This is a genomic window from Aminobacterium sp. MB27-C1 (assembly GCF_030908405.1).
Classification (GTDB): domain Bacteria; phylum Synergistota; class Synergistia; order Synergistales; family Aminobacteriaceae; genus Aminobacterium.
Genome location: NZ_CP133089.1, coordinates 1,901,108 through 1,926,647, shown reverse-complemented (window position 1 = coordinate 1,926,647; position 25,540 = coordinate 1,901,108). Strand labels below are relative to the sequence as shown.

Here is a 25,540-nt window from a genome sequence, read left to right as displayed (position 1 = left end):
TGTTTCGCTTTTGTACCTTGACATAGGAATAGAGGGAAGTAATCGAGGGAAAGTAAGAGAATAAGGTATAAAGGGCATACGGTGGATGCCTTGGCACCAGTAGCCGATGAAGGACGTGGCAAGCTGCGAAAAGCTGTGGGGAGGTGCAAGCGACCATTGATCCGCAGATATCCGAATGGGGCAACCCGCCTGTAGGAGTACAGGCATCCCGTAAGGGAAGGAACCCGGCGAAGTGAAACATCTCAGTAGCCGGAGGAAGAGAAATCGAAGAGATTCCCTGAGTAGTGGTGAGCGAAAGGGGAAGAGCCTAAACCGAATACATGTCAAGACTGCGGTCGTTGTGTATTTGGGGTCGAGGGAATGTCAAAGTGAGTCCGCAGGCTCACGACAGAGTTATCAATACATTTTCTAGTTGAAGTGTGTTGGGAAAGCACGCCATAGAAGGTGACAGCCCTGTAGGTGACAGGAAATGTACTCTGTAGACATCTCCCGAGTAGGCCGGAGCACGTGGAATTCCGGTTGAATCAGGGTGGACCATCATCCAAGGCTAAATACTACTGGTGACCGATAGTGAATCAGTACCGAGAGGGAAAGGTGAAAAGCACCCCTGGCGGGGAGTGAAATAGACCTGAACCCGTGTGCCTACAAGCAATCGGAGCGCAACCATACAGCGATGTATGGCGCGTGACGGTGTGCCTTTTGTAAAATGAGCCGACGAGTTATTAGACGTAGCGAGGTTAAGGTGCGTTAGCACTGGAGCCGTAGGGAAACCGAGTCTGAATAGGGCGCGAGTTTCGTTTAATAGACCCGAAGCCGTACGATCTATCCATGGCCAGGTTGAAGTCCGGGTGAAGCCGGATGGAGGACCGAACCATTGTCTGTTGAAAAAGACTTGGATGAGCTGTGGATAGGAGTGAAAAGCTAATCGAGTGCGGTGATAGCTGGTTCTCCCCGATATGCATTGAGGTGCAGCCTTGCGAGTTCAGTTATGGGGGTAGAGCACTGGATGGATGCGGGGGACTGGGGTCCTACCAAATTCAACCAAACTTCGAATACCATAACTGTATTGCAGGAGTGAGACTACGGGTGAGAAGGTCCGTGGTCGTGAGGGAAACAGCCCAGACCGTCAGCTAAGGTCCCAAAGTGTATGCTAAGTGTGGCAAGGATGTGAGAGTGCCTGGACAGCCAGGAGGTTGGCTTAGAAGCAGCCACCCTTTAAAGAGTGCGTAACAGCTCACTGGTCGAGGACTTTTGCGCCGAAAATGTAGGGGGCTAAGCATACTGCCGAAGCTGCGGGATAATTGATGAGTATCAACTATCGGTAGGGGAGCGTTCTGTACGGGGTGAAGCCGAACCGAGAGGTCGTGTGGACTGTATGGAAGTGAGAATGTCGGCATAAGTAACGAGAAGTGCGTGAGAAACGTACTCACCGGAAGCCCAAGGGTTCCTGGGGAAGGTTCATCCACCCAGGGTTAGGCGGGACCTAAGGCGAGGCTGAAGAGCGTAGTCGATGGATAGCAGGTAGACATTCCTGCCCCAGCCTGAGACCGTTATTACTGAAGGGGTGACACAGAAAGCTAGGTGATCCGGGTGATGGAATACCCGGTCCAAGGGAGTAGGAAGGCATTGCAGGCAAATCCGCGATGTTAGTTCTGAGACCTGAAGGGGAGGTTCTACGGAACCGAAGTCATTGAAGCTCGGCTGTCGAGAAAAGCCTCTAGGGAGGTCTTAAGCTGCTCGTACCCGAAACCGACGCAGGTGGGCTAGCTGAGAAGGCTAAGGTGAGCGGGAAAACCCTCGTTAAGGAACTCTGCAAGTTGACCCCGTAACCTAGGGAGAAGGGGTGCCACTCTGGTGATGTGTATATACGATACAGAGCTAAGGGTGGTCGCAGAAACCAGGCTCAGGCGACTGTTTACTAAAAACATAGGTCTCTGCATAAGGCGCAAGCCGAAGTATAGGGACTGACACCTGCCCGGTGCTGGAAGGTTAAATGGAGAGGTTAGCGTAAGCGAAGCTTTGATATGAAGCCCCAGTAAACGGCGGCCGTAACTATAACGGTCCTAAGGTAGCGAAATTCCTTGTCGGGTAAGTTCCGACCTGCACGAATGGTGTAACGATCTGAGCACTGTCTCAACGAGGGACCCGGTGAAATTGTGGTACTGGTAAAGACGCCAGTTACCTGTGGTGGGACGGAAAGACCCCGTGGAGCTTTACTGTAGCCTGATATTGGATTTTGGTCTGTTATGTACAGGATAGGTGGGAGGCTGTGAATGCAGGACGTCAGTTTTGCAGGAGCCGTTGTTGGGATACCACCCTTGACATGCCGAAGTTCTAACTTTGAGGTCTGAAACGACACAGAGGACAGTGTCAGGTGGGCAGTTTGACTGGGGCGGTCGCCTCCTAAAGAGTAACGGAGGCGCGCAATGGTCACCTCAGGGCGCATGGAAATCGCCCATAGAGAGCGCAAAGGTATAAGGTGGCTTGACTGTGAGAGAGACGTTTCGAGCAGGAACGAAAGTTGGTCTTAGTGATCCGGCGGTTCCGAGTGGAAGGGCCGTCGCTCAACGGATAAAAGCTACCCCGGGGATAACAGGCTGATCCTGCCCGAGAGTTCCTATCGACGGCAGGGTTTGGCACCTCGATGTCGGCTCGTCGCATCCTGGGGCTGAAGCAGGTCCCAAGGGTTGGTCTGTTCGCCCATTAAAGCGGTACGTGAGCTGGGTTTAGAACGTCGTGAGACAGTTCGGTCCCTATCCACCATAGGCGTAGGGTATTTGAGGAGATCTGCTTCTAGTACGAGAGGACCGAAGTGGACGAACCTCTGGTGTACCGGTTGTAGCGCCAGCTGCATAAGCCGGGTAGCTATGTTCGGGTCGGATAACCGCTGAAGGCATCTAAGCGGGAAGCCGCCTCCAAGATGAGATACCCCATTCCGATAGGGAAGTAAGGTGTCCTGAAGACGACAGGATAGATAGGCCGGGAGTGTACGAGTTGTGAGGCTCTTAGCTGACCGGTACTAATACATCGAGGCCTTATTCTCACTTTCTCTTGGTTTTCTTTCCTCGATTTCTGTGTTTAGAGTACGAAAGAATAAAAGTTTGAGATCTCTGGTGGTAATAGCGGAGGGGTCACACCCGGTTCCATGCCGAACCCGGAAGTTAAGCCCTCCAGCGCCGATGGTACTGCAGAGGCTATCTGTGGGAGAGTAGGTCGCCGCCAGAGATCTTTTTTTATACCCTCATCCTTCCTTACTATAATTTCCTATGATAATTCCTTTGGTTTCTCTGGCATGAAACAATTTGAGTTAAATGCTTTCTTCGTTTTGTTTTTTAATTGATCTTTTCAGTGCAGCTATAAAATCTTTATATGTTATCTTTTCATTCCCACTTACAAAAACACTTCCTATTCGTAAATTGATTTTGCAACAAGTTGATAAGTGACTGATACTGTTATCATTTTCTATAAGTATTGAAGCCATATCTTCTATACGGCTGCTTATGGTTTTTAATCCGTCACGCGGCGTTTCTGGTAGCATAACAAGTATTTCATTATTTTCGATTAGGAATATGAGATCCGTATGTCGTAGATTCTTAATAAGATGGGAACTAAATTTTTCAAAAAGTTGAGTATGCTTGTTTTCGTCTATGAGGTTATTAGAGTCAGAGATGGAGTAATTTATAAGAAGCCCTGAAAGCCAGCGGCGATATCTATACGATCTTTCTAATTCTTGTGTCCCTCGAATTACAGCATATTCCTTTGTGTAAAGCCCCGTCTCATCGTATATTCCCAGAGTTTTTGTTGCATTTTCTTTTTCGTTACTCATATGTGGTATTAAAAAAAGGGCTTTCATATCTTCTTTTGAATGTTCAATAACCTTCCATTCTCCAGAAGGCAGCGTTATAACACCATCTGAATTTTTTTGTTTTTTTATAAAGGCGGAGGAAGGGGGTTCTATTGAATCAAGGGAAATTAGTTCTTCCATTTTCCCATTGGGAAAACTCTCCTCATCTTTTTCAATAAGAGCTGGAAAGGGAAAAATTTCGAGAGAATGCTCGCAAGAGAGTATATCTATAGGTTGATAGGCACTATTTTCTATGCTTTCAGTAGCGTTTTTACACTGAAAGTGGAAAGAAATATGGGAATAAAAGCTATTTCCCATAAGGATAAGACCTACCATGGTTAAAGTTACACCTAGCCATGAAACTAGGAAATGCTGACCAAGTATAGATCCGAATACCGCAATGATGAGCCCTTGCGAAAAAAATTGATACCCCCAAACTTCGTGATTTTGTCCCCACTTACTCGAAAAAAAATAGTAAATACAGCTGGCAATATAACAAAGTAAGAGAATAGAAAATAAGGGAGTGAGTTGTATTTTCGAAGAGGAATTTCGAGTTGTAATGAAAATGAGGATAATTAGTATAGAAATAATTGGTGGAATAGAAAGTCGCTTTATATAGCTTGATGAATTGCTATTCATTACCATGCCCCCATTATTTAAATTTTAAAATTTAAAATGAGAAGGATATCGAAAAAGATCAGGTTGACAACATGTAATGACCATATCAGCTCCGGCAGCATTTAATGTTTCTATCTCTTGCCAGGATTTGCTATTTCCTAAAAATCCCACACTCATTGTGTCGGGAGAAGCAGAGCGTAAAAGAGCTATATTCTGTAAAATATGTTGTTGTCTCGTGTACTTGATACAAATGATGCCAGAGGCGCGAGCGATTTCTGAATATCTGGCAAAAGTGATGATTTCCTCCTCAGATAAAATATACGAATTAAAAGCAAAATAGAGAGGGAAATCAAAAGGTAAAACGTTTCTGTATGAGATAAGCGCTTGACGTAGTTCGTTATGATCACTGTTCTGATGCATGACGTCAGATCTTATGAGGACAACAATTACATCTGCCCCATTTTTTGCCGCCCAGAGTATGGCGTCTTGTTTTAACGATGGAGGGAGCCCTGCTAAGGGGTAGTCTATAATAGCTCCCACCTTTATTTTTTCTTTTGAAAAACGCTTGGACACATAAGGAACAGCAAGAAGTGGAACAAAAAGAGTATTTATCTCATATTGGATGCATGTATCGCAAGTTTCTGAAAGTTGTTGTTCATTGAGAATGTCAGAAAAAATATAACTCATATTACTATATAAGACATCAAAAGAGGCTGATTTTTCTAACCCTGCCTCAGCGAGAGCCGCTCTTCTGCGAGCCTTTTTTGACAAGAGTTGTAAATCTGTTGCCATACTATCACCTCATTATTTTTTATGAACGGAGGCAGTGGCACAATTCCTGATTTTCACCCTTTCCTTTTTTTACTGTGACGTTTTCAACAATTATTGATCCATTTCTTTCAAGGTAGAGAAGCAGAGAAAGAATTGTCGTTTCGCACACGCCAATACTCTCTGCCACTTCTTTTACGTTGACAGTTTCATTTTTATTGGCGATGTTTAGAATTTCTCCAGCAATATAGTTGATCCACTGATGAAAGAGATCCTGCATTTCGGGGGTGGAAGAGGATGCAAGCTGGGAGTTAAGTGAGACTGCTTCTATTAATCTGGCTGTTACAAGAGAAGAAGACTCCACGAGATTTTTAAGTTCCTTTAAAACGGATTCCTGAGAAATGTGTTCGCTCATAGATAAGAACTCCCTCCGTATGATATAGAACTATTCTATTTTCTATTTAGAAATAATACAACATGAATAGACATAAGACGAAGCACTACCTAAAGTGATAAAATAAAACATTATCCAAGCTGAAGCACTGTAATGATTATGCGTTGGAGGAGTTTGTATGAATTTATCTATTCTTCTTCTTGGTTTTGGCAACGTTGGGCGTGAGTTTTGTTCTCTACTGATACGAAAAAAAGAAGAAATTTTTTCTCAATTTAAAAGTTCAGTGCAAATTAACGGAATAGCTACGCGAAGAAGAGGAAATATATATTCCCCGCGAGGACTTGATATTAATGAGGTTTTTAAGGCAGAAGAAGAGACAGGGCGTATCGATGGTAAGATACTGTACGCTAAGGAAAATCGTGATTCTGTTTCTCTTGAAGAGTTACTTTGTAACGGAGAATATGATGTTCTCATAGATACAACATCTTCAAGTTTGGAAACAGGAGAGCCGGCTCGTTCTTTTATCGAGAGAGCCTTCTTGCGAGGAAAATCAGTTGTTACATGTAACAAATCTCCAGTAGCTCTTTGGTATCACCCTTTATCAAAACTGGCTCAGGTTAATAAAGCTCATTTCCTTTTTGAGGGAACTGTTATGTGTGGAACCCCTCTCTTTTCTTTAGTCCGACATGGATTGCCTGCAACTCAAGTTCTGTCTTTTGAAGGAGTTTTGAATGGAACATGTAATTATATTCTTGAGCAAATGCGTCAGGGAAGCACTCTTGATGATGCACTGCTTGATGCGCAAAGGCGAGGATATGCAGAAGCTGATCCCAGTATAGATATTGATGGTTGGGACTCTGCTTATAAGGCAATGATTGTAGCTCAAGCACTTATGGGCTCTCCCATGCTTACAAAAGATAAAATACATGTAAAAGGAATTCGTGAAGTTACTCCTGAAATGCTTAACAGGACAAGAACTAAAGGTGGAGTGGTGCGTCTCCTTTCAAGAATAGAAAGGAAAGGCCAGAACGTTTACATAGAAGTAGCCCCAGCGGCCTTACCGGCCAATCATCCTCTCGTTACTCTTTATGGCGTAACAAATGGTGCAGTTATCTCGACTGATACAATGGGGGAGATATGTATAGAAGGTGCTGGTGCTGGCCGTCGATCAGCAGCTTTTGCCCTTTTACGTGACGTTCTTTCCATTGTCGATTCTATGAGGAGGTGAGAGAAAGGATGTCTCGTCGTCTTGGTGTTATTGCCGATACACATGGTCACGCAGATGCATGGGAGAAGGCTTTGAATATATGGGGTGATGTGGAGGCCATTCTTCACGCAGGAGATGTTTTAAAAAGTGGAGTTGATACTGGACTAGCCGATATGATGAATGCTTCTTCTGTTCCCGTTCTTATTGCAAAAGGCAACGGTGATTTTTCTCGGGATCAGGAGTGGCTGAAGTGGCCTATACTTTCTCCTTACGTGACAATATGGTGGGCCGGCAAACTTATACTCTTAAATCACGGCTCTCATTTCTCTCAACTACGACATTTAGCATTAAATGCAAAAGCAGATCTTGTCATATCTGGTCATACTCATGTAGGTTCACTTGTCAGAGAAGGGAAAACGTGGTTTTTAAATCCGGGAGGGGCTTCTTTACCCCGCGGGCGAGATCCGGCAAGCATAGCTCTAATCGAAGAGCATGATATACGGATCATTACGTTAGATGGCGTTCTTTTGCATCATGAACAGTGGTAGATAAGGATTCCACAAGGAGGAGTACCTAAAATGGATGTATCTCAGACGCAGAATATTGAAAATGTAGCTCAGGAAGATAGAGGAGAAGAGCAAATCATTCTTGTCTTTTCTCTTGGCAAGGAAGAATTTGCTCTGAACGTAAATGAAGTGAAGGAAATTGTTCGAGTCCCGCCAGTAATTACACGCGTTCCTAACGCTCCAGATTACATTCGTGGAGTAATAAATCTTCGTGGCACGATCGTCCCAGTATTTGATATGGAATTGAAGTTGGGGATGGAAGAAAAAGCTTTGACTGAAGATTCTCGAATCGTTGTAGTTTCATGGAATGATATTCAATTTGGTATTTTAGTCGATTCAGTTCGCGAAGTATGTACTGTCTTTGACTCTCAGATAGAACAGAATATTCAACTGGATACCTCTATGGAAAAGAAATATCTTTTGGGAGTTATAAAACAAGAAGGCGGACGGCTTGTCGTGCTTCTTGATCTCGTTACGCTTTTTGATCTTGATGTTATTCTTGCTGATGAGCTAGACTCGGAAATCGCAGGCTAGCAAGATGATTTTCATTGATTTACATCTTCATAGTACCAGTTCCGATGGAACTCTTGCTCCTCGGGATCTTGTGGTCAGAGGAAAAAGGCGAGGATTGTCTGTCATGAGTTTAACAGATCATGACACCACGGAAGGTGTAAATGAATTTTTAACAGCTTGCAATAAATTGGGAGTGCGTGGAGTTTCGGGAGTAGAGCTTTCAGCAGAGTTTAATGGCGTTATGCATATTCTTGGATATAGGATTAACGTTGAATCTCCTCTCTTCCAAAAACATATGAAAGATTTGCGAGAAGGACGAGACGAAAGAAACATAAAAATATGTGAAAAGCTTCAGAAACTGGGGATGTCTGTTTCTATCGAAGAAGTAAGAGCAGAAGCCAACGGAGATGTAGTAGCGCGTCCGCATATTGCAAGAGTCCTCATTAAAAAAGGATATGTTCAGAATATGTGGCAGGCCTTTGACAGATATCTTGGCCACGATGCTTCTGCATACGTTCCTCGCTATCGTCTTTCCCCTGAAGTTTGTATTGATGTTATACAAAAAGCGGATGGAGTGGCTGTTTTAGCTCATCCTGCCCAAACGACAGATGATTATGGTGTTCTTGTCGATATTTTGAAACAATTAAAATCTTTAGGTTTATGGGGAATAGAGTGTCTTTCCCCCAGCCATTCTTCACAACAAATATTTCAGTATCTTCGTATTGCAAAAGAGATGGATCTCTTTACTACGGCAGGTTCAGATTTTCACGGAACGAATAGACCCAGTGTGTCAATGGGGATTCGTGTAAAGACTGATTTCTTACCTTGGGCGCGTTTAGGTATATCCCTGTAGATAAATGGTAGTATAACGTGATAAGGTTAACGAAAGAGTCTAAATGATGTAAGGAGGAGAATAGAGATGCACTTTCCCATCGATCTAAAAAGTGACACAGTGACAAAACCTAGTGAAGCCATGCGTCGAGCAATGTATGAATCTGAAGTAGGAGATGACGTCTATGGAGAAGATCCCACAGTCATAAAACTAGAAGAAAAGGCTGCCCAACTAACAGGAAAAGAGGCGGCTTTATTTGCAGTCTCTGGAACTATGGGGAACCTTGTTTCTCTTCTGACTCACGGCAATCGAGGAGATGGTGTCATTCTTGGGACCTATTCTCATATCAATAATTACGAAGGTGGCGGTCTATCCGTTCTCGGCGGATTATTTCCTATGCTTGTAGATGACTCTGTGGGGATTCCGAGCCCGGAGGCTGTTCAAGAGAAATGTCTTCCTCTCAACGTTCATTTTGCTCCTGCCAAGCTTCTTTGTCTTGAAAACACTCACAATAAATGTGGTGGAATAGCTCTTTCTCCTGACGTCTTTGCCCAAACAGCTTGCAAGGCTCGAGAACTCGGGCTATCCATTCATTTAGATGGCGCACGGCTTTTCAATGCTGCTACAGCGTGGGAAACAAATGTTTCTGCTTATACAACTCTCGTTGATTCTGTGCAGCTTTGCTTATCAAAGGGGCTTGGGGCTCCTGTTGGGAGTATTATTTGCGGCTCTCGCAATTTTATAGAAAGAGCGCGCCATTGGAGGAAACGTGTAGGTGGAGGAATGCGGCAGGCTGGAGTTATTGCAGCAGCTGGCCTCTACGCTTTAGAACATAATATTGAACATTTGAAAGAAGACCATGATAATGCCAGTCTTGTTGCTCAGATACTTGAAGCAGCAGGCATAGCTGTAGAGAATAATGGTAAGCGGACAAACATGATCTTCTTCTCTTTACCTGAAGGTGATCTTACCGCAGATATGTTGATAGATCGTTGCTCAAAGAGAGGCGTATTTTTTACGGCAATGGGAGAGCGGCGTATACGTCTTGTAACTCATCTTGATGTTTCTAGGGAACAAGCCGTGGCGGCCGCAGATATTATAGTCGAAGAGGTTAGACAATAGAATGGTTGTCCCTTGGTATGATGAGATAGTTCACTGTTCAGAATTTCTAATAGACGAAGCAACAAAAAAAGGAGCGTCTGGGGCCGATGTCCTCTATTATTCAGGATGTAATTCTTCCTTATCTCTTCGAGATGGGAAACCGGAGCAGAATAATTCAGGCTGTATTACAGGTATTGGACTGCGCGTTCTTGATGGGGAAGGTCGTCAGGGTGTAGCACATGTTAATGCCATAAATAAAGTGGCGTTACAGCAACTTGTCGATTGGAGCTTGCACAATTGTTCTCTGGTTGAACCCGATCCGTGGGTTGTTCTTTATGAAGACGCCCCCTCCTATTCGGAAGAATTAGAGCTCAAAGATGATGCTGTTCAGTCAATCACACCAGAACAGCGTATGGAGTGGTGTAATGAAATGACTCGTTATGTAAGAGAAAAGGACTCTCGGGTTGTTTCTGTACGAAGTGCTTCATGGGCCGATGGGCAAGGGGATACTTTTTATATGTCCTCTGCAGGTATATATGGATGGTATGAAGGAACGGCTCTTGCTGCTGGTGTTAGCCTTGTTATGAGCGACGGCGAACATATGGAGATGGGGGGTTTTGGGGAAGAGTTTCGTTTTCTTGAAGATTGTTCTCTTCAAAAGATAGCGGAAAAGGCTGTGAAACAGACAGCCTATACATTGGGGGGAACGCCTCTCCCTACTAAAAAATATACTTTGATTTTTTCTCCAGAGGTTTCATCATCACTGCTTTCTGTCATTGGGGATCTTTTTTGTGCTTCAAACGTCCATAAAAATCGTTCCCTTTACAAAGGGAAACTCGGGAAAAAAGTTGCCAGCCCTCTTCTTTCTCTCATAGATGATGGTCTTATGCCACGGAAACTTGGAACCTCTCCTTTCGATGGAGAGGGCGTTCCTTGTCAGAAAACGGTTGTGATGAAAGAAGGTATAGTGGAAGCTTTTCTCTATAACCTTAAATATGCTCGAAAAGATGGGGTACGTTCTACAGGAAATGGGGCAAGAAGTTTCTCCTCTCTTCCTGATGTGGATATTTCCAATCTTTATATGGAACCGGGGACGCTCTCACCTGAGGAAATTTTCCATTCTGTTCAGAATGGACTTTATGTAACAGAGCTTCTTGGACTTCATACAGTTAATCCTGTAAGTGGGGATTTTTCCCTTGGAATAAAAGGAGTACGTCTCTTTGAAGGCCTCCTTGATCGTCCTATTGCAGGAATGACAATAGCTGGGAATTTACTTGATTTGTTGAATCGTATCGTTTTAGTAGGGGGCGATCTTTCCTTTTTTGGCGATATTGGGGGATGTACGATGGTGATCGATAATGTTACAGCGGCAGGTTTGTAAAAAATTTATATTTATTTTTATTTTTCTTATAACAGCACTTGTTTTTATTTCCGATTCGGCGATGTCTTCGACGGGATGGAATTTGGCTCTTAACGGTCGTGTCCTTGGAGACGTTCCAATAAAAGAACAAGGCAGATTGACCATGGTTTCTATTGGGACTATGGTGAGACTTCTACAGCTTGATTTGGAGCAAAAAGAAGATACACTTTTGATTTATTACAAAAACAATAAGTTACAACTTGTTCATAAAGCTACAGCAGTATGGTTGAATGTTCAGCTTCTACCGACAGCCTCAGCACCCGTTTTGGAAAATGGACATTGGTGGCTTGATTCTCGATCTGCCATGAAAATTCTTCAATCTTTATATCAGGCAGCGGGGGATAAATCTACGCTATCGTGGATGGGGGCTTCTGATATTCCTGTTGTTATAGAAGAGCTTCAACCTCTTCAAGAAGAAATTAAGCCAGCGATTCAGCAACCGGTTCAGCAACCGACATGTGAGCTAAAGTCGCTGAGATGGGGACGTTATGAAGAAAAAATTAGGGTAGTTTTTGACTATTTGGGTGTGGCCGAACCTAAAGCAAAAGAGGTAGATACGTCGGTTTCTATTGTTTTCTCTGGTTCGAGTCTTTCTCAAAACGATCTTTCTTCTCCGTATCCTCAAGATGTATCTGTCAAAATGAATACTTTAAATGGGAAATATATAGTATCCTTGCATTCCGTTCAGGGCGGGAAAATGAACATCTTTACCCTTCCTAATCCGACGCGATTGGTGGTTGACATATTCCCCGAAAAACAGAAAGAAATTCTGGAAATAACAGCACCTGGCGGGAATATTCCTGAATCTCAGAATGTTTCTGTTCCTCAACGTGTTGCTGTGCCACCTCAGAAGAAATCAAAAAAACCCCTCATTGTTGTTGACCCTGGTCATGGGGGGAAAGATCCTGGCGCCGTTTCAAACGGCTTGAGAGAAAAGAATTTAAACCTTCAGTTTTCGAAATTATTAGCGGAGAGTATTAAAAAACGAGGTTTTGATGTGCGTTTGACTCGAAGCACAGATATTTATCTAAAGTTGAGAGAGCGTACTGAGTTGGCGAATAATTGGGAAGCTGATATGTTTATCAGTATTCATGCCAATGCTTTACCTAAAGGCAGGCATGCGACTGGCACGGAAATATACATTATGGCTTTGCCTACAGATAAAGACGCAATGCAGTTGGCTTTAATTGAAAACCGAGAGTTGACAGGCGATAATGGTAGTGAGAGTTCAGCACAAGTTGATAAAAAGACAAAAATGCTTTTGAATATTCTTGGAAATATGCAGCAAAACGCTAAAATTAGTGATAGTACTGACGTAGCGGAATATCTATTTAAAGCAGGAAAAAATAATCGTTTAAATATGAGACGAGTTGCGCAGGCCCCATTTTTTGTTTTGCGTGGTGCTTCGATGCCGGCAGTGCTCATAGAAACAGGTTTTATTACTGAACGAAGTGAAGCGAAAAAGCTTGCTTCTACGTCTTTTCAAAGACAGTTTGCCGAAGCTATTGCGCAAGGGGTAGAGGCCTACTTCAATGGAGGCCGATAAAATAGGAGATGTGAGAGGAGGTGTGTGGCGCGTTAGCGCTATACAACATGGTTCGTAAAGAAGATCGTTTTTCTGACGATTTTGAAGATGATTTGCAAATTCGTCGTAATTTAGATAGACAAGCGGAGTTATCAAAGACAAAGCCTCGTTCTAAGCGTGGGCGGAGGTATGCAGAAGAGACATCGACACATAAAGCTCCCATGGTCTTTCGTATCATAGCGTGGGTTGCTATTGTCTTTTTGTTTTTTGGAGTGGGTTATTGGGGAACATCTTTTACGTTGGATCTTTTGAATAAGAAAAATTTGGTAAACCAGAGTGATGTTGTTGAGAATCAGCAGGAGCTTTCGGAATTTTTGGCAGCAGACTCAACTGTAGGAAGAAAGGTAACCTTTCCTATCTATATTCCTATAGACGGAAATATCGTTAAAAAAGATGCAGTTGTAGTTTCAAGCATTATGGAAGATGACATGAAGCGTCTTATTGCGAAACTTTTTGAAGAGTGCGGCGATCCATTGCGCGGAGTGAGCGTTCAACATGTTTTTAGAAATGGAGATACGGCATATCTTAATGTAAATAATGCCTTTATGGCTTCACTTAATGCTCTAGGGGAGCAGACAAGTACTCTGCTTATAACGGGGATCGTGCAGACGGTGAAAGAGAGTTTCTCTCCAGTTGCAAAAGTGAGATTTCTCGTAGAGGGGAAAGTTCCTCAGAGCGGCGCGCCTGTAAATCTTTCGGTTCCTTGGGAAATTCGTTCGTAAAAGGAAGGATCAACGCATTATTATGGAAAATATTTATGTACGAAGTGATGGTAGAAAGTTCAACGACATGCGCCCAATAACTTTTGAGCGTGGATACACATGCTATGCCGAAGGGTCAGTTTTAGCCTGTTTTGGCCAAACTAAGGTTATTTGTACAGCCTCTGTTGAAGAAAAAATTCCATCCTTTTTGAAAGGGAGCGGCCAGGGGTGGATTACTGCAGAATATGCCATGTTGCCTCGGGCTACTGCTGAAAGAACAACGAGAAGCACCACTAAGGGAACGATTAACGGAAGAAGCCAAGAAATTCAGCGTCTTATAGGGCGTTCTTTACGTGCTGCAGTTGATCTTTCTCTTTTGGGAGAAAGAACGATCTGGCTAGACTGTGATGTTATTCAAGCTGATGGTGGAACTCGTACCGCTGCCATATCTGGAGCTTTTATTGCATTGTTTGATGCCCTGAGATATTTAAGGGAAAATAAAAAAATAAATACATTGCCGCTTAAATCTTTTATTGGTGCTGTCAGCGTTGGCAAAATACAAAACGGTCTTTGTTTGGATCTTTGTTACGAGGAAGACAGCAGAGCTGAAGTCGATTGTAATGTTGTAATGAATGGCAATAAAGAGCTTATAGAAATTCAAGGGACAGGTGAGCAGGGAATTTTTGCTAGAGACGAACTCAATGCAATGCTCGACTTGGCAGAAGAAGGACTTCAATCGATAATGCAGCATCAGGTAGCAGTTCTTGATATTACGGAAGAGGAGCGACAGGCTTGTGTTGGTGAGATCTGTTCTTTTTGCCAGCAGTAATCGTAATAAATACGAAGAAGTTGTCGCTTTACTTGCCCCCTTGCAGATAAATCTTGTTTTTGGTCCAGAACGTCTATCTCTTGATGTGGACGAAACATACCAGACATATATGGGGAATGCTTATCTGAAAGCTGCGGCGTGGGCGGAAGCAAGCGGTATGCCTTCTTTAGCTGACGATAGCGGTCTTGAAGTTCGCGCCCTGCAGTGGAAACCTGGTATTTTTTCTGCTCGAGTTGCTGCTTCCAGCGAGGCGAGGAATAAGTGGCTTCTTCAATCTCTTGAAGGGAAAGAAGATCGAACAGCAAAATATGTAGCTGCTTTTGCTCTCTGTTTTCCTGAAGAGGGGCATACTATAATAACGGAAGGCGAGTGTTGGGGAAAAATTGCAGAGGAACAACAAGGAGAAGGTGGATTTGGTTACGATCCACTCTTTATTCCTCAGGGGTTTGATAGTCCATTTGCTGATCTTCCTGATAAAATAAAAGCTCGTATTTCACATAGAGCTATAGCTTCTTATCAATTAATACATATTCTTCAACAACAAATGTGATAGAATAATCTACTGTTTGGATTTTGGGTGCCTTATTGTGTAGGGGGTGTAGTAAGTGAGAATGTTTCTTGGCATAGTTCATATCCTTTTGAGTATTGCCTTAATGGGAGTAGTTCTTCTTCAACAGCGTAAAGAAGGCGGATTCTCCGGCATCTTTGGAGGAGGAACCCAGTCGGATATGGGTGGAAGTCAGTGGCAGCGTTTGAGTGGCTTGACGAAAATAACGGTTGTGTTAACCGGCCTTTTCATGTTAACTTCTCTTGTACTTGTAATAATGACAAAATAAAGGAGAATAGGTATGACCAAAAACGGGAACTTAAATTCCCTCGACGATCTTTCTTCTATTACGGTCGATACAGATCGCTTTTATAGTGCAACGCACGAAGAAATTTTGAGTGGATTGACCTCCGATGTCTATTTTTTGAAAACAAAAGATGTGCTCCATCGAGCTGGAAAAGATAATACTCCGGTTGTAGCGGAGTTTTTTGCTCGTGGTAATGGTGTTTTTGCAGGACTTCCAGAGGCAATGCGAATTTTGCAGAGTAAAAACGTTTCTGTCTCTTCATTACAAGAAGGAGATACTTTCGCTCCTAAAGAAGTTGTTATGAGAATAAGCGGGGCTTATTCCGAGTTCGGTCTATACGAAACGGTTCTTCTCGGAATTTTGGCAAGTTCCAGTGGGTGGGCAACGGCTGCCCGTCAGTGCGTTGAAGCTGCGGAAGGAAGGCCGGTTCTTTGCTTTGGTGCAAGACACGTCCATCCTGCTATTGCTCCAGTAATGGAAAGAGTGGCTGTCGCTGTTGGTGGTTGTTCCGGTGCGAGTTGCATGTTAGGAGCCAAATTAGCTGGGCATGAGCCGACAGGAACAGTTCCTCACGCTGCAGTTCTTATTGTGGGAGACACCGTTGAATTAGCCAAGTATTATGACCAAGAGGTTCCGGAAGGGGAACCGAGGATCGTTCTTATCGATACATTTAAAGATGAAGCTGAAGAGTCGCTTCGTGTAGCTCGTGCTCTCGGAGACCGTCTTTTTGGAGTTCGTCTCGATACCCCCGGCGAACGAGGCGGAGTAACACCTGAGCTTGTAAAAGAAGTTCGGTATCGTTTAGATATAGCAGGATTTTCACATGTGAAAATTATTGCTTCAGGCGGCCTTAATCCAGAGCGAATTAGAATTCTTTCTGAAGCGGGTGTTGATTCTTTTGGCGTTGGAAGTTATATTGCTCATGGAACTCCTCGAGATATGACCATGGATTTGAAGGTTATCGATGGAATTCCTATAGCAAAACGAGGAAGATTGCCAGGGATTATTGAAAATTCTAAGCTAAAACGTGTAAAATAAGTAAGTTCTACGGATGCTTCTAGAATATAGAAACGTTTCCTTTTAGTGGGAGTGCCGCCACCATTCCCAGATGCGACTATAAAGAAACAGTTTCGTGTCTATGAGTGTCCTTTGGGGCTTTTCCCTATATATTTGAATTGAAGTATAAAGGAGGAAATGAGCATGGCGAGCAATCGTACCTACATGGCTACTCGCGACAAAGTTGCGCGTGAGTGGTATGTAGTAGATGCCACCGATAAACCATTGGGAAGACTAGCTGTCAAAATAGCTAGAATACTGATGGGGAAACATAAAGCGACCTATACCCCACATGTTGATTGTGGAGATTTCGTGATTGTTATCAATGCGGATAAAGTAAAGTTGACTGGTAATAAGCTGATGAATGCTAAAAGATATCACCACACAGGATATCCTGGCGGAATTAAAAGCCAGACCTACGGTGAAATCATGGCGAAAAGACCAGAGCGACTTGTCGAGCTTGTTGTGAAAGGGATGCTTCCTTCCAAGACACGCCTTAATTTCCAGCGGAAACTTAAGGTCTATGCGGGAGCCAATCATCCTCACGAAGCACAACAGCCAGTTACTCTTGACATTTAATATAAGAAAGGAGGAAAAAGAATGCCAACTCCTTCCTATTTTTGGGGTACAGGAAGACGTAAAAATGCTATTGCTCGCGTGAGAGTTTGCCCGGGCGATGGAACTATAAAAATTAATGAAAGAACAGTTGAAGACTATTTCCCCCGCGACGTATGGCAGGTACATGCTTTAGCTCCTTTAAAAACTGCTGGCGTAGAAGGAAAAGTCAATGTTTTTGTCAGGGCTAATGGAGGCGGTCTTACCGGCCAGGCCGGAGCGGTTTGCCTTGGTATTGCCAGAGCCCTTCTTAAGCTAAATCCAGAACTTCGTCCCGTTCTTAAAAAGGCAGGGTATCTTACCCGAGATCCTCGTATGGTCGAAAGAAAGAAATTCGGTCAGAAGGGTGCCCGAGGACTGCGACAGTTCTCCAAACGTTAATTACTTTACGAAAAGAAAAACATACGGGGTGTTTTCATATGCAATGCCCCGTATGTTCTTTTAAAAGAGGTGTAACATGGATAGCGGTATAGTCCCTTTATCGTGTAGTTTTATAAGGTTTCTCATGAACTAACAGGCGTCGAGTTCGTTCTATTATCCCTCATTGCAGGTTTGATAGCGCCCGGCGCCCGTCGGGTGTGACCTGTTTCTCACCCTTTAAAAAAATATAGGAACAAAGGGGGAGATGCCAGTGGATAATTTGCACCACAAATTCCTCGAGAGCATCGATAAATTATTCCTTAGCAAAAAATTTAAAAGCTTAAAAGAGCTTCTAAGCACTATTGAGCCAGCTGATGTTGCTGAAATTTTGGGAGAAAAACCTCCTGTAGAAAGGGTCTTTCTTTTCAGGTTGCTGGCAAAAGATCAGGCTATTGACGTGTTTGAGTTTATGGATAGCACTGAAATAGAAGAAATGCTGAACCATTTCACTGATGCGGAAGTATCAGAGATTATGGAAGAAATGTCTGATGATGACAGAACAGCTCTTTTTGATGAGTTACCTGCAAAGACTGTTAAAAGATTGTTATTACGTCTTTCTTCAGATGAACGTAAGGTTGCTAATATGCTTTTGAACTATCCAGCGAGCTCTGCCGGACGAATAATGACTCCTGAATATATAGATTTAAAGGAAGAAATGACAACAGAGCAGGCTATTGAGAGAATCCGTAAGCAAGCACGAAGTAAAGAGACTATTTATACATGTTTTGTTGTTGATACCCAGCGATACCTGAAAGGGGTTGTCGATTTAGAAACGCTCATAATGGCTGAACCTCATACTACAGTGGCAGCCCTTATGGACGACCCTATATATGCAACAACAACAACCGACCAGGAGGAAGTTGCTCAGATAATGTCGAAATATGACTTACAGGCTATCCCTATAGTCGATAATGAGAAGCGCCTTGTCGGTATTATTACCTTTGACGATATTCTCGATATTATTGAGGAAGAGGCAACGGAAGACTTTGAACGTATGGCTGGTATTCAGCCTGTAGAAGAGAATTATCTTGATGCGAGTATTTTTACGTTGGCTAAAAAACGTTTTATGTGGCTTTTCATTTGTATATTAACGGAGGCAATGACATCTGTTGTTTTAAAACGATATTCTTTTGCTTTGCAAAGTGTCGTTGCTTTAACCTTTTTTATCCCTTTGCTTATTGGTACAGGTGGAAATGCTGGAACGCAGGCCTCCACTCTCGTAATAAGAGGTCTTACCCTTGGTGATATTGAATGGAAAGATATAGGAAAAGTTATTTGTAGAGAAGCGCTAACAGGAATCTTATTAGGCGCAGCTTTAGCCGTTTTAGGCTTAGTTCGGGCATATATGCTTCATACAGGATATGGCGTAGCCTTAACTGTAGCTTTTGCTATTGTTGCCGTAGTTTTACTTGGAAATCTTGCTGGGACACTCTTACCTTTTATAGCCCGAATGGTGCGTATCGACCCTGCCATTATGTCTGGTCCCTTTATTACAACTATCGTCGATGTATTTGGGCTAATCGTCTATTTTGAAATAGCAAAAAATATTTTATCCCTTTCGTGAAAATCAGAGAAAATGTTAAAAGGGGTGCTTTATAAAGCACCCCTTTTTTTATATGCTTAATATTGACAGACCGTTCGGTATGTTGTATATATCATAACATACTAAACGGTCGGGAGGTGAATCCGTGAAGGATAACGCACAAGATACACGAACGCATATATTAGATATAGCTCGTAAACATTTTGCAGAAAAAGGTTTTTACGGAACGAGTATTGATGTCATAGTAAGAGAAGCCGGGTTGAGTAAGGGAGCCTTATATTGGCATTTCCCGGGGAAACTTGACCTTTACAGAGAGGTGTTAAAACAGGAGGTAGAACGGATTAGGGGTATTATGCTCCCATCTGAAGCGGAAGAACCAGAAGAACGTGATGGACTCTTTATTCGGAGGGGTGAACAGCTTATTGATGCAATGATGAACGATAAAATTTGGCGTATGTTCAGCGTTCATATGGCTCTTGAATCCATAAGGGGAAATAAGGAAATTCTGGAGCTCAATAAGTCAATTAGCGCTTCTTTGGTAGAAGAGCTTGAATCAACCCTTATACGAATGTATCCCAAGCTTAAAAATGGAGCAGGTGAATTAACTGTGAAGGAGTTAATTCGGCTCTTTGAAAGCTTTCTTTCGGGAGTACTAGTCAATTTGGGAACAATATACTCTGCCGAAGAAGCTAAACGTTCTTGGAAATTTATTGTTTTGCGTATTCTTAAGGGAGGGGCGTCATATGCGCCATAACAGAATATTTTCTTTTTTTATTTTAGTGGTGGCTATTTTTGTTCTGGTCCTTTCATGCGAGAGAAAGCTTTGGGCGCAAAGTCCTCAAGTCCTCACTGAATCTCTAGTGTTAGAACTAGCTCAAAAAAATAATCCTGTGTTAGCTGCCGAGGCAGAAAGGGTAAAACAAGCACAAGCTCGTTTTGAGGGAATAAAAGCTTCACAGCTTCCACAGTTATCAACATCTATAACATATCAACAAGAAAAAGAAGCTCTTTGGTATCCCGTCTATTTGAATGGCAGTCCGGCTCCTACAGGTAGAGCTGTTGCCGGTTTTGAAAAAACATACAGAGCTGCTATTTCTCTCAACTACTTGCTTTATAGCAGCGGAGGAGTTGAGAATTCGATACGGAGTCAAAAGCTTGCCTTTGAGGGAGCCAAGGCTCAAGAGACCAGAGTTTCTCAAACAGTACAAAATAATGTTTTAAAGGCTTTATATAATTTACAAAGAGCCAGAGCTAAATTGGTTATAGCTGAAGATGTTTGGGACTTATCACAAGAGCACTTAAAACAAGTCGAGTCTTTTTATAAACATGGAGTAGTGGCTAAGAACGAGCTTCTCAGAGTTGACGTGGATGTTTCAGAAGCAGAATTAAACCGCATTCGTGCTGTTAATGCTGTAGATGTGGCATGGAATGCTCTAGAAAGGGCCGTTGGTTCTTCTCTTCGAGAAAAATATGTTCTTTCAACTCCTGAAGAGAGTGTAAAAAATGTATATATTCCAGAGAAACCACTAGATGTAGCACTACAACAAAGAGCTGAACTGAAAGCTCTAGACTATGCTCTTAAATCTTCTCTTGCTTTGGCTCAGGCGGCATCAGCAGAAGGACGTCCTCAGGTAGTGTTGCAAGCTGAAAGTTACGTTGTAGACGATACCTTTTTCCCAAGTGAAAAAGATGATTGGAAAATATCTGTTACAGCCTTGTGGACCTTCTTTGATGGAGGAGCGAGTAAGTCGAAAGCTAAAGAAGCACGAGCTGCTGCTGATGAATTTCTTTACAGAGCAGAAGATTTTAAAAAGCAAATTTGTCTTGAAGTTTCAGTTGCAAAGTTAAATCTTGAGTCAGCGATGCAACGTATCAATGTAGCTCAGAAGCAAGTAGAAAGTGCAGAAGAAGACTACCGAATGGCGTTGAAGCGGTATGGAGCACAGGTTGGAACAAACATTGATGTGCTTGATGCCAGAGTTGCGTTAACTAACGCACGAACCCAACTTGTTGATGCTGTATATGACACATATACATCTGAATCTGAGCTTTTATACTCAATTGGTTCTAACCATATGGTTGCGGAGAATAGGGAATAGGAGTGGTTTCGATGAAAAAAGTGTTATTGCTCTTCAGTATTGTCATTCTTTTTCTTGGGCTCATAGGTTTTCGTGCTTATCAACAACATCAGCTAGAGCAACAGCCTATTGAACGAGAGCGAATTAAAGTAGAAACGGTTTCTCCCGAAACAAAGCTTTTTACTGAAAAGCTTCATTTTGCAGCAACTTTAGAACCAGAGGAAGAAGCCGCTGTAGTGTGTAAGGTTCCCGGTAAAACTGTTTTAAGAGTATTTGTCAATGAAGGCGACATAGTTAAAGCGGGTACGATTCTGGCTGAACTTGATGAGAGCTTGATAAGTGAGCAGATTAATCAGGCGGCAGCGACGCTATCGAAAGCTAAAATTTATTATCGGACAGTAAAAAACGATTTTGAACGTTTCTCAGCACTTTATAAAGAAGAAGTTATTAGCAGGCAACATTTTGAGCATATAGATGGTGAGTACAAAACATCTAAAAAACAGGTAAAAGAAGCTCAAGCAGCTCTTGAACAACTCAAAATTTTAAAAAGCTATCACAAAATAGAAGCGCCTATTTCAGGAGTTATCACCGCAAGGAATCTAGATCCCGGCGATACGACGTCGTCAACGCCTGCTTTCATGATAGCCAAGAATATGAAAGTCAAGGCAGTAGGTTCCGTTCCAGAAAAGGTATACCCTCGAGTTCGAGTTGGTCAAAAAGCTTCTTTGCAGCTGGATGCTTTTCCGGGGAGGCAATTTGAGGCTTCTGTCTCTCGAATTTCACCAACCCTTGATGCAGCGACACGAACTGGAAAAGTTGAGGTGTTGCTTGATTCCCTTTCAATATTAAAACCGGGGATGTTTGCCCGCACAGTTATTGAATTGGAAACGCATGAAGGTTTAGCCCTTCCTCTTGAAGCTGTGGGACAAATGGCTGGAACTGGGCAATCCATATGTTATGTGCGAACAAAAGAGGATACGGCTGAATTGCGTTATGTAACATTAGGGGACGAGTCAAAAGGAATGATTGAGATTCTTGATGGCCTTTCCTCTTCTGACGAAGTTATTTTGACTAGGTCAGAAAAAGTTTCAGAAGGCGTTGCTATTGAGGTGGTTCATAAATGACGTTACCAGAATTTTCTGTAAAACGCCGAATTACGACACTAATGGTTTTTCTGGCAGTATTACTTTTGGGGGGGTTGGTATTTACAACTCTGAAAGTAGACTTATTGCCTGAAATTGAACCCCCTGTTATCAATATATTGACAACATGGCCAGGGGCTTCCGCAAGCGATGTGGAACAACGAGTAAGCAAAATTGTAGAAAATCAGGTTTCTATTATAGAAGGCGTAGATACAATTTTTTCTAAGTCTCAGGATAATCTCTCTGTCGTCTCTGTAAAGTTTAAATGGGGAGAAGATCTTGATGTAAAAGTAGGGGATATACGTGACGCTGTTAATTTTGCAAAACGAGACCTTCCTGACGATGCAGAAGAGCCGATAATTTTGAGAATTACGTCAGGTACAGTTCCCGTATTGAGTATGTCGCTTACAGCGGGAAGCTCATTTCAGGGTCTCTATCATTTCGCAGATAATACAGTAGCGGAAACGCTTTCACGGATTCCAGGAGTGGGAGAGGTTCTTATTTATGGAGGAGATCGTCGAGAAATACAAGTTCAGCTCGATATAAACAAAATCGAAGCTTTAGGGCTGTCTACTCAAACAATAATCAAGGCTATTGAAAGTGAAAACATCAATATCCCAGCAGGATCAATGAAAGAAGATCAGGTAGAGTATTATCTTCGTGTTCCTGGACGATTTAAATCTGTAGATGAACTTAAAAAAGTTATTGTTGGTGTTATACGGGGGCGGCCTGTTTACTTACAAGATGTAGCGACAATAGTCGATGGCCTTAAAGAAACAGAAATTGAAGGTTTCCATGATGGTCAACGATCTGTCATACTTATCGTTTTAAAAAACAGTGACGCAAATACAGTGGAAGTCAGTCGTTCGGTATTGGCCAAAATGGAGGAAATGAAAGCTCGGGAGTTTCCCTCTGACGTTCAATATTACGTGGGACTCAATACTGCTGATTTTATACAGGATTCCATTAAGAATTTGGGATCGTCACTATTTGTAGGAATTCTTTTGGTGTTTATAGTGACTTGGGCCTTTTTAAAACGGTTGCCTGCTTCACTTATTATTTGTTCGGCAATACCCTTCTCACTGATTATCACTTTTATTGTTATGGGATGGCTTGACTATACAATCAATATCTTCACTTTATCGGCCCTTGCAGTTGCCAGCGGAATGGTAGTTGACAATTCTATTGTTGCTACTGACCAAATTGTTTATCACCTTGAATTAGGTGAGCGCCGGTCTGTTGCGAGCGTTTTGGGAGCGAGAGAAGTTCAATCTGCACTTGTTGCATCTACCCTTACAACAGCTGTTGTTTTGTTACCTCTGGCCTTTATCTCTGGCCTTGTTGGTGTATTCTTCTCTGCTCTTACTATCGTTATGGTTTTAGCAGTTGTTGCGTCTCTTTTCGTAAGTCTCTCTTTTATCCCTATGATGGGAAGCCGCTTTTTTAAACGAGAAGAGGATCAATTTCGAATACATAAATTTACAGAACGGTGTCTTGTCTGGCTTGAAAAAACGTATCGTAATATTCTTTCGTGGAGTTTAAATAATCGGAAAAAAGTTGTATCCGTAGCCATTTTACTTTTAGTTTTGACCTTTTGGGGATTCCGCTATATAGGAACTGAGCTTACTCCTGAACCTGATACGGGAGATATTTCAATTACTTTTGTCTTGCCTGAAGGAACGCGACTCGAAAAAACGACAGCTCTCTTGAACGATATTATGGCGCACGCCAAAGAGACAATTCCCGAGGCAACAAACATTTATGCTTACGATGGAAAAGATGAGAAGGGGTATGCTGTCGCCGTAGGTCAGGAAGCTGGTCCCAATATAGGAACAGTGGGAATAAAGCTTGTTCCTAAAAAAGAAAGAAATCGAAGCGCTTTTGTCGTAGCCAATGAATTGCGCTCATGGCTCAGAGCTAAACCAGGAATTGAAAAAATGACAGTAATTGTTACATCTCCAATAAAAGCTATGTTTTTAGGATCTAAACCGCTAAACATTGAAGTTTATGGAGATAATCTGAGCGAAGTTTTAAGCACAGCAACACGAATAAAAGATAGCTTGGCTCAAATCCCAGGGGCTGTCGATATAACGTTGAGCCAGAAACAAAACAGGCCAGAAGTATGGGTTGAATTAGACCGTGAAAAAGCCGCTCTTTCCGGAGTCAGCACTGCTGCTGTAGCTCAAACGTTGCGAACCTACTACTATGGATATGAGACAAATGAAAGTTATTGGGAAGGTGACGATGACTACCCTATTCGAATTCGCCTAAACAATGAGCAGCGGGATTCCAGAGATATTCTTGATCGTCTTATGGTTCCAAGTGTTACGGGAAAGCTTATTCGTCTCTCCTCTATAGCCAGTCTTGATGATACCGTAGGGCCGCCTGAAATACAGCGAAAGAATAAGCAACGGTATATTATCGTAGAGGCGAATGTTCATGGTCGGTCATTAGGTGAGGTTACACAAGATGCGCGAGATATGATACGTAATGTAGAGATTCCACATGGTGTGCGTATCAACTTTGGCGGAGAAGTGGAAGAACAAGCCGATGCATTCAGGCAGATGGGATATCTTGTCCTCTTGGGAGTTCTTCTTGTTTACATGGTCATGGCCGGGCAATATGAAGCATATCTTGACCCCTTTATTATTATGTTCAGCATACCATTTGCTTTGACGGGTGTTGCTTTTGCCTATCTTTTAACGGGGACGTATCTCTCGTTACAGGGGTTGTTGGGGGTCATTATGCTAATCGGAATAGTCGTCAATAACGCCATAGTTCTTGTAGATTATATAAACTTGCTTCGTGCCAGAGGATTAAAACTGCGCGAGGCTTTGTTAGAGGCAGGAGAACGCCGTTTACGTCCTGTTCTTATGACAACATTGACAACGTTCTTTGGAATGTTGCCTATGGCTGTGAGCCGTGGACAAGGGGCTGAATTGTGGCAGCCTTTGGCAATATCAGTAATGGGAGGATTGCTTGTATCGACTATTGTTACGCTTGTACTTGTTCCTGTAATTTACAGCCTTTTTGAAGAAAAACTACGTCGAACCAAGCGTTTTGAAGAAGGGCGGCAGGTGAAAACAGCATGAAAATGTTTTGGATTTTTTGCAATGAAAGCGTAGCGGAAGATTTGATGGAAATTCTTGACGCTAATGGGCTTGATGGCTATTTTGTGTGGAAAGATGTTCTTTGTAAAGATCGAAAGAATGGAAAGACTCATTGGGGGGATGCTATCTTCCCTGGAAAAGAGTGGGCATTTATGGTCTTTTGCGAAGAATGTGATGTAGCCCTTTTACACGAACGTTTAGCGCAATTGGCTGAGGAACCGTATATACATCAGGCTGGAATAAAAGCTTTTGTTGCAGAAGCAGAAAAAGTACTGTAGAATGATATTCCGTTGAGAATAAGAGTTGACAAAAAGTGTTGACAGATTATTTTCTCCCGCTATAAT

23 protein-coding genes and 2 rRNA genes are annotated in these 25,540 nt (G+C 42.7%); 22 read left to right on the top strand and 3 right to left on the bottom strand.

Annotated features, from left to right (window positions below; all coding sequences use genetic code 11):
* Window positions 1–58 precede the first annotated feature (58 nt).
* Window positions 59–3,043: ribosomal RNA gene (locus RBH88_RS09370) — 23S ribosomal RNA — on the top strand.
* A 66-nt stretch (window positions 3,044–3,109) separates the two neighbouring features.
* Window positions 3,110–3,225: ribosomal RNA gene (rrf, locus tag RBH88_RS09365) — 5S ribosomal RNA — on the top strand.
* 82 nt (window positions 3,226–3,307) lie between these two features.
* Here the strand turns inward: rrf and RBH88_RS09360 are convergent.
* The 3 genes from RBH88_RS09360 to RBH88_RS09350 are packed head-to-tail and all read right to left on the bottom strand — an operon-like array spanning window position 3,308 to window position 5,645.
* Window positions 3,308–4,483: a hypothetical protein gene (locus tag RBH88_RS09360; protein ID WP_307879577.1), complete on the bottom strand. Its 1,176-nt coding sequence runs from the start codon at window positions 4,481–4,483 to the stop codon at window positions 3,308–3,310.
* A gap of 24 nt (window positions 4,484–4,507) precedes the next feature.
* Window positions 4,508–5,254 carry a hypothetical protein gene (locus RBH88_RS09355; RefSeq protein WP_213691724.1) on the bottom strand — a complete coding sequence of 249 codons (747 nt, stop codon included), beginning with the start codon at window positions 5,252–5,254 and terminating at the stop codon, window positions 4,508–4,510.
* A 19-nt stretch (window positions 5,255–5,273) separates the two neighbouring features.
* Window positions 5,274–5,645 (bottom strand): hypothetical protein, encoded by a 372-nt coding sequence (locus tag RBH88_RS09350; RefSeq protein WP_213691725.1) that lies wholly within the window; start codon window positions 5,643–5,645, stop codon window positions 5,274–5,276.
* Window positions 5,646–5,802: 157 nt separating this feature from the next.
* On the opposite strand from RBH88_RS09350, the gene RBH88_RS09345 reads away from it, so the two are divergent.
* The 20 genes from RBH88_RS09345 (at window position 5,803) to RBH88_RS09250 (ending at window position 25,474) form a co-directional block, all read left to right on the top strand.
* Window positions 5,803–6,852 (top strand): homoserine dehydrogenase, encoded by a 1,050-nt coding sequence (locus RBH88_RS09345; RefSeq protein ID WP_213691726.1) that lies wholly within the window; start codon window positions 5,803–5,805, stop codon window positions 6,850–6,852.
* An 8-nt stretch (window positions 6,853–6,860) separates the two neighbouring features.
* Window positions 6,861–7,379: a YfcE family phosphodiesterase gene (locus RBH88_RS09340; protein ID WP_213691727.1), complete on the top strand. Its 519-nt coding sequence runs from the start codon at window positions 6,861–6,863 to the stop codon at window positions 7,377–7,379.
* A gap of 30 nt (window positions 7,380–7,409) precedes the next feature.
* Window positions 7,410–7,931: a chemotaxis protein CheW gene (locus tag RBH88_RS09335; RefSeq protein WP_213691728.1), complete on the top strand. Its 522-nt coding sequence runs from the start codon at window positions 7,410–7,412 to the stop codon at window positions 7,929–7,931.
* Between the two features lie 4 nt (window positions 7,932–7,935).
* Window positions 7,936–8,763: a PHP domain-containing protein gene (locus RBH88_RS09330; RefSeq protein WP_307879576.1), complete on the top strand. Its 828-nt coding sequence runs from the start codon at window positions 7,936–7,938 to the stop codon at window positions 8,761–8,763.
* Between the two features lie 66 nt (window positions 8,764–8,829).
* On the top strand, window positions 8,830–9,864 hold the full coding sequence (gene ltaE / locus RBH88_RS09325) for a low-specificity L-threonine aldolase (protein WP_307879575.1): 1,035 nt from the start codon (window positions 8,830–8,832) through the stop codon (window positions 9,862–9,864).
* A gap of 1 nt (window position 9,865) precedes the next feature.
* Window positions 9,866–11,224 carry a TldD/PmbA family protein gene (locus RBH88_RS09320; RefSeq protein WP_213696058.1) on the top strand — a complete coding sequence of 453 codons (1,359 nt, stop codon included), beginning with the start codon at window positions 9,866–9,868 and terminating at the stop codon, window positions 11,222–11,224.
* Window positions 11,202–12,809 (top strand): N-acetylmuramoyl-L-alanine amidase, encoded by a 1,608-nt coding sequence (locus RBH88_RS09315; protein WP_307879574.1) that lies wholly within the window; start codon window positions 11,202–11,204, stop codon window positions 12,807–12,809. Before RBH88_RS09320 ends, RBH88_RS09315 begins: the two co-directional genes overlap by 23 nt.
* Window positions 12,810–12,829: 20 nt before the next feature.
* On the top strand, window positions 12,830–13,570 hold the full coding sequence (locus RBH88_RS09310) for a GerMN domain-containing protein (RefSeq protein WP_213691733.1): 741 nt from the start codon (window positions 12,830–12,832) through the stop codon (window positions 13,568–13,570).
* A 22-nt stretch (window positions 13,571–13,592) separates the two neighbouring features.
* A complete protein-coding gene (gene rph, locus RBH88_RS09305) occupies window positions 13,593–14,378 on the top strand; it encodes a ribonuclease PH (protein WP_213691734.1) in 786 nt (261 codons plus the stop codon).
* On the top strand, window positions 14,344–14,928 hold the full coding sequence (rdgB, locus tag RBH88_RS09300) for an RdgB/HAM1 family non-canonical purine NTP pyrophosphatase (protein ID WP_213691735.1): 585 nt from the start codon (window positions 14,344–14,346) through the stop codon (window positions 14,926–14,928). Before rph ends, rdgB begins: the two co-directional genes overlap by 35 nt.
* Window positions 14,929–14,989: 61 nt before the next feature.
* Window positions 14,990–15,214 (top strand): preprotein translocase subunit SecG, encoded by a 225-nt coding sequence (secG, locus tag RBH88_RS09295; protein ID WP_213691741.1) that lies wholly within the window; start codon window positions 14,990–14,992, stop codon window positions 15,212–15,214.
* 12 nt (window positions 15,215–15,226) lie between these two features.
* Window positions 15,227–16,270 (top strand): nicotinate phosphoribosyltransferase, encoded by a 1,044-nt coding sequence (locus RBH88_RS09290; RefSeq protein WP_213691736.1) that lies wholly within the window; start codon window positions 15,227–15,229, stop codon window positions 16,268–16,270.
* A gap of 162 nt (window positions 16,271–16,432) precedes the next feature.
* The gene (gene rplM / locus RBH88_RS09285) at window positions 16,433–16,867 is read left to right on the top strand and encodes a 50S ribosomal protein L13 (RefSeq protein WP_213691737.1); all 435 of its coding nucleotides are present in this window, start codon (window positions 16,433–16,435) and stop codon (window positions 16,865–16,867) included.
* A 21-nt stretch (window positions 16,868–16,888) separates the two neighbouring features.
* Entirely contained in the window at window positions 16,889–17,284 is a 396-nt protein-coding gene (gene rpsI / locus RBH88_RS09280; protein ID WP_213691738.1) for a 30S ribosomal protein S9, read from the top strand.
* Window positions 17,285–17,528: 244 nt separating this feature from the next.
* Window positions 17,529–18,887 (top strand): magnesium transporter, encoded by a 1,359-nt coding sequence (gene mgtE, locus RBH88_RS09275; RefSeq protein WP_213691739.1) that lies wholly within the window; start codon window positions 17,529–17,531, stop codon window positions 18,885–18,887.
* A gap of 124 nt (window positions 18,888–19,011) precedes the next feature.
* Entirely contained in the window at window positions 19,012–19,620 is a 609-nt protein-coding gene (locus tag RBH88_RS09270) for a TetR/AcrR family transcriptional regulator (protein ID WP_307879572.1), read from the top strand.
* Window positions 19,610–20,965, top strand: a complete 1,356-nt coding sequence (locus RBH88_RS09265) for a TolC family protein (protein ID WP_307879571.1) — start codon at window positions 19,610–19,612, stop codon at window positions 20,963–20,965. The genes RBH88_RS09270 and RBH88_RS09265 overlap by 11 nt, the downstream gene beginning before the upstream one ends.
* Before the next feature lie 11 nt (window positions 20,966–20,976).
* Window positions 20,977–22,068, top strand: coding sequence for an efflux RND transporter periplasmic adaptor subunit (locus tag RBH88_RS09260; RefSeq protein ID WP_213699426.1), 1,092 nt, complete (start codon window positions 20,977–20,979; stop codon window positions 22,066–22,068).
* Complete coding sequence (locus RBH88_RS09255) at window positions 22,065–25,178, top strand: efflux RND transporter permease subunit (RefSeq protein WP_213692157.1); 3,114 nt, start codon at window positions 22,065–22,067, stop codon at window positions 25,176–25,178. Before RBH88_RS09260 ends, RBH88_RS09255 begins: the two co-directional genes overlap by 4 nt.
* Window positions 25,175–25,474: a PG0541 family transporter-associated protein gene (locus RBH88_RS09250; RefSeq protein WP_213692156.1), complete on the top strand. Its 300-nt coding sequence runs from the start codon at window positions 25,175–25,177 to the stop codon at window positions 25,472–25,474. Before RBH88_RS09255 ends, RBH88_RS09250 begins: the two co-directional genes overlap by 4 nt.
* Window positions 25,475–25,540: the final 66 nt, after the last annotated feature.

Excerpts from the sequence above, each read along its gene's own strand:
- RBH88_RS09360 (WP_307879577.1), bottom strand. The coding sequence starts at position 4,483 with ATGAATAGCAATTCATCAAGCTATATAAAGCGACTTTCTATTCCACCA.
- RBH88_RS09355 (WP_213691724.1), bottom strand. The coding sequence starts at position 5,254 with ATGGCAACAGATTTACAACTCTTGTCAAAAAAGGCTCGCAGAAGAGCG.
- RBH88_RS09350 (WP_213691725.1), bottom strand. The coding sequence starts at position 5,645 with ATGAGCGAACACATTTCTCAGGAATCCGTTTTAAAGGAACTTAAAAAT.
- RBH88_RS09345 (WP_213691726.1), top strand. The coding sequence starts at position 5,803 with ATGAATTTATCTATTCTTCTTCTTGGTTTTGGCAACGTTGGGCGTGAG.
- RBH88_RS09340 (WP_213691727.1), top strand. The coding sequence starts at position 6,861 with ATGTCTCGTCGTCTTGGTGTTATTGCCGATACACATGGTCACGCAGAT.
- RBH88_RS09335 (WP_213691728.1), top strand. The coding sequence starts at position 7,410 with ATGGATGTATCTCAGACGCAGAATATTGAAAATGTAGCTCAGGAAGAT.
- RBH88_RS09330 (WP_307879576.1), top strand. The coding sequence starts at position 7,936 with ATGATTTTCATTGATTTACATCTTCATAGTACCAGTTCCGATGGAACT.
- ltaE (WP_307879575.1), top strand. The coding sequence starts at position 8,830 with ATGCACTTTCCCATCGATCTAAAAAGTGACACAGTGACAAAACCTAGT.
- RBH88_RS09320 (WP_213696058.1), top strand. The coding sequence starts at position 9,866 with ATGGTTGTCCCTTGGTATGATGAGATAGTTCACTGTTCAGAATTTCTA.
- RBH88_RS09315 (WP_307879574.1), top strand. The coding sequence starts at position 11,202 with ATGTTACAGCGGCAGGTTTGTAAAAAATTTATATTTATTTTTATTTTT.
- rph (WP_213691734.1), top strand. The coding sequence starts at position 13,593 with ATGGAAAATATTTATGTACGAAGTGATGGTAGAAAGTTCAACGACATG.
- secG (WP_213691741.1), top strand. The coding sequence starts at position 14,990 with ATGTTTCTTGGCATAGTTCATATCCTTTTGAGTATTGCCTTAATGGGA.
- RBH88_RS09290 (WP_213691736.1), top strand. The coding sequence starts at position 15,227 with ATGACCAAAAACGGGAACTTAAATTCCCTCGACGATCTTTCTTCTATT.
- rplM (WP_213691737.1), top strand. The coding sequence starts at position 16,433 with ATGGCGAGCAATCGTACCTACATGGCTACTCGCGACAAAGTTGCGCGT.
- rpsI (WP_213691738.1), top strand. The coding sequence starts at position 16,889 with ATGCCAACTCCTTCCTATTTTTGGGGTACAGGAAGACGTAAAAATGCT.
- mgtE (WP_213691739.1), top strand. The coding sequence starts at position 17,529 with ATGCCAGTGGATAATTTGCACCACAAATTCCTCGAGAGCATCGATAAA.
- RBH88_RS09265 (WP_307879571.1), top strand. The coding sequence starts at position 19,610 with ATGCGCCATAACAGAATATTTTCTTTTTTTATTTTAGTGGTGGCTATT.
- RBH88_RS09260 (WP_213699426.1), top strand. The coding sequence starts at position 20,977 with ATGAAAAAAGTGTTATTGCTCTTCAGTATTGTCATTCTTTTTCTTGGG.
- RBH88_RS09255 (WP_213692157.1), top strand. The coding sequence starts at position 22,065 with ATGACGTTACCAGAATTTTCTGTAAAACGCCGAATTACGACACTAATG.
- RBH88_RS09250 (WP_213692156.1), top strand. The coding sequence starts at position 25,175 with ATGAAAATGTTTTGGATTTTTTGCAATGAAAGCGTAGCGGAAGATTTG.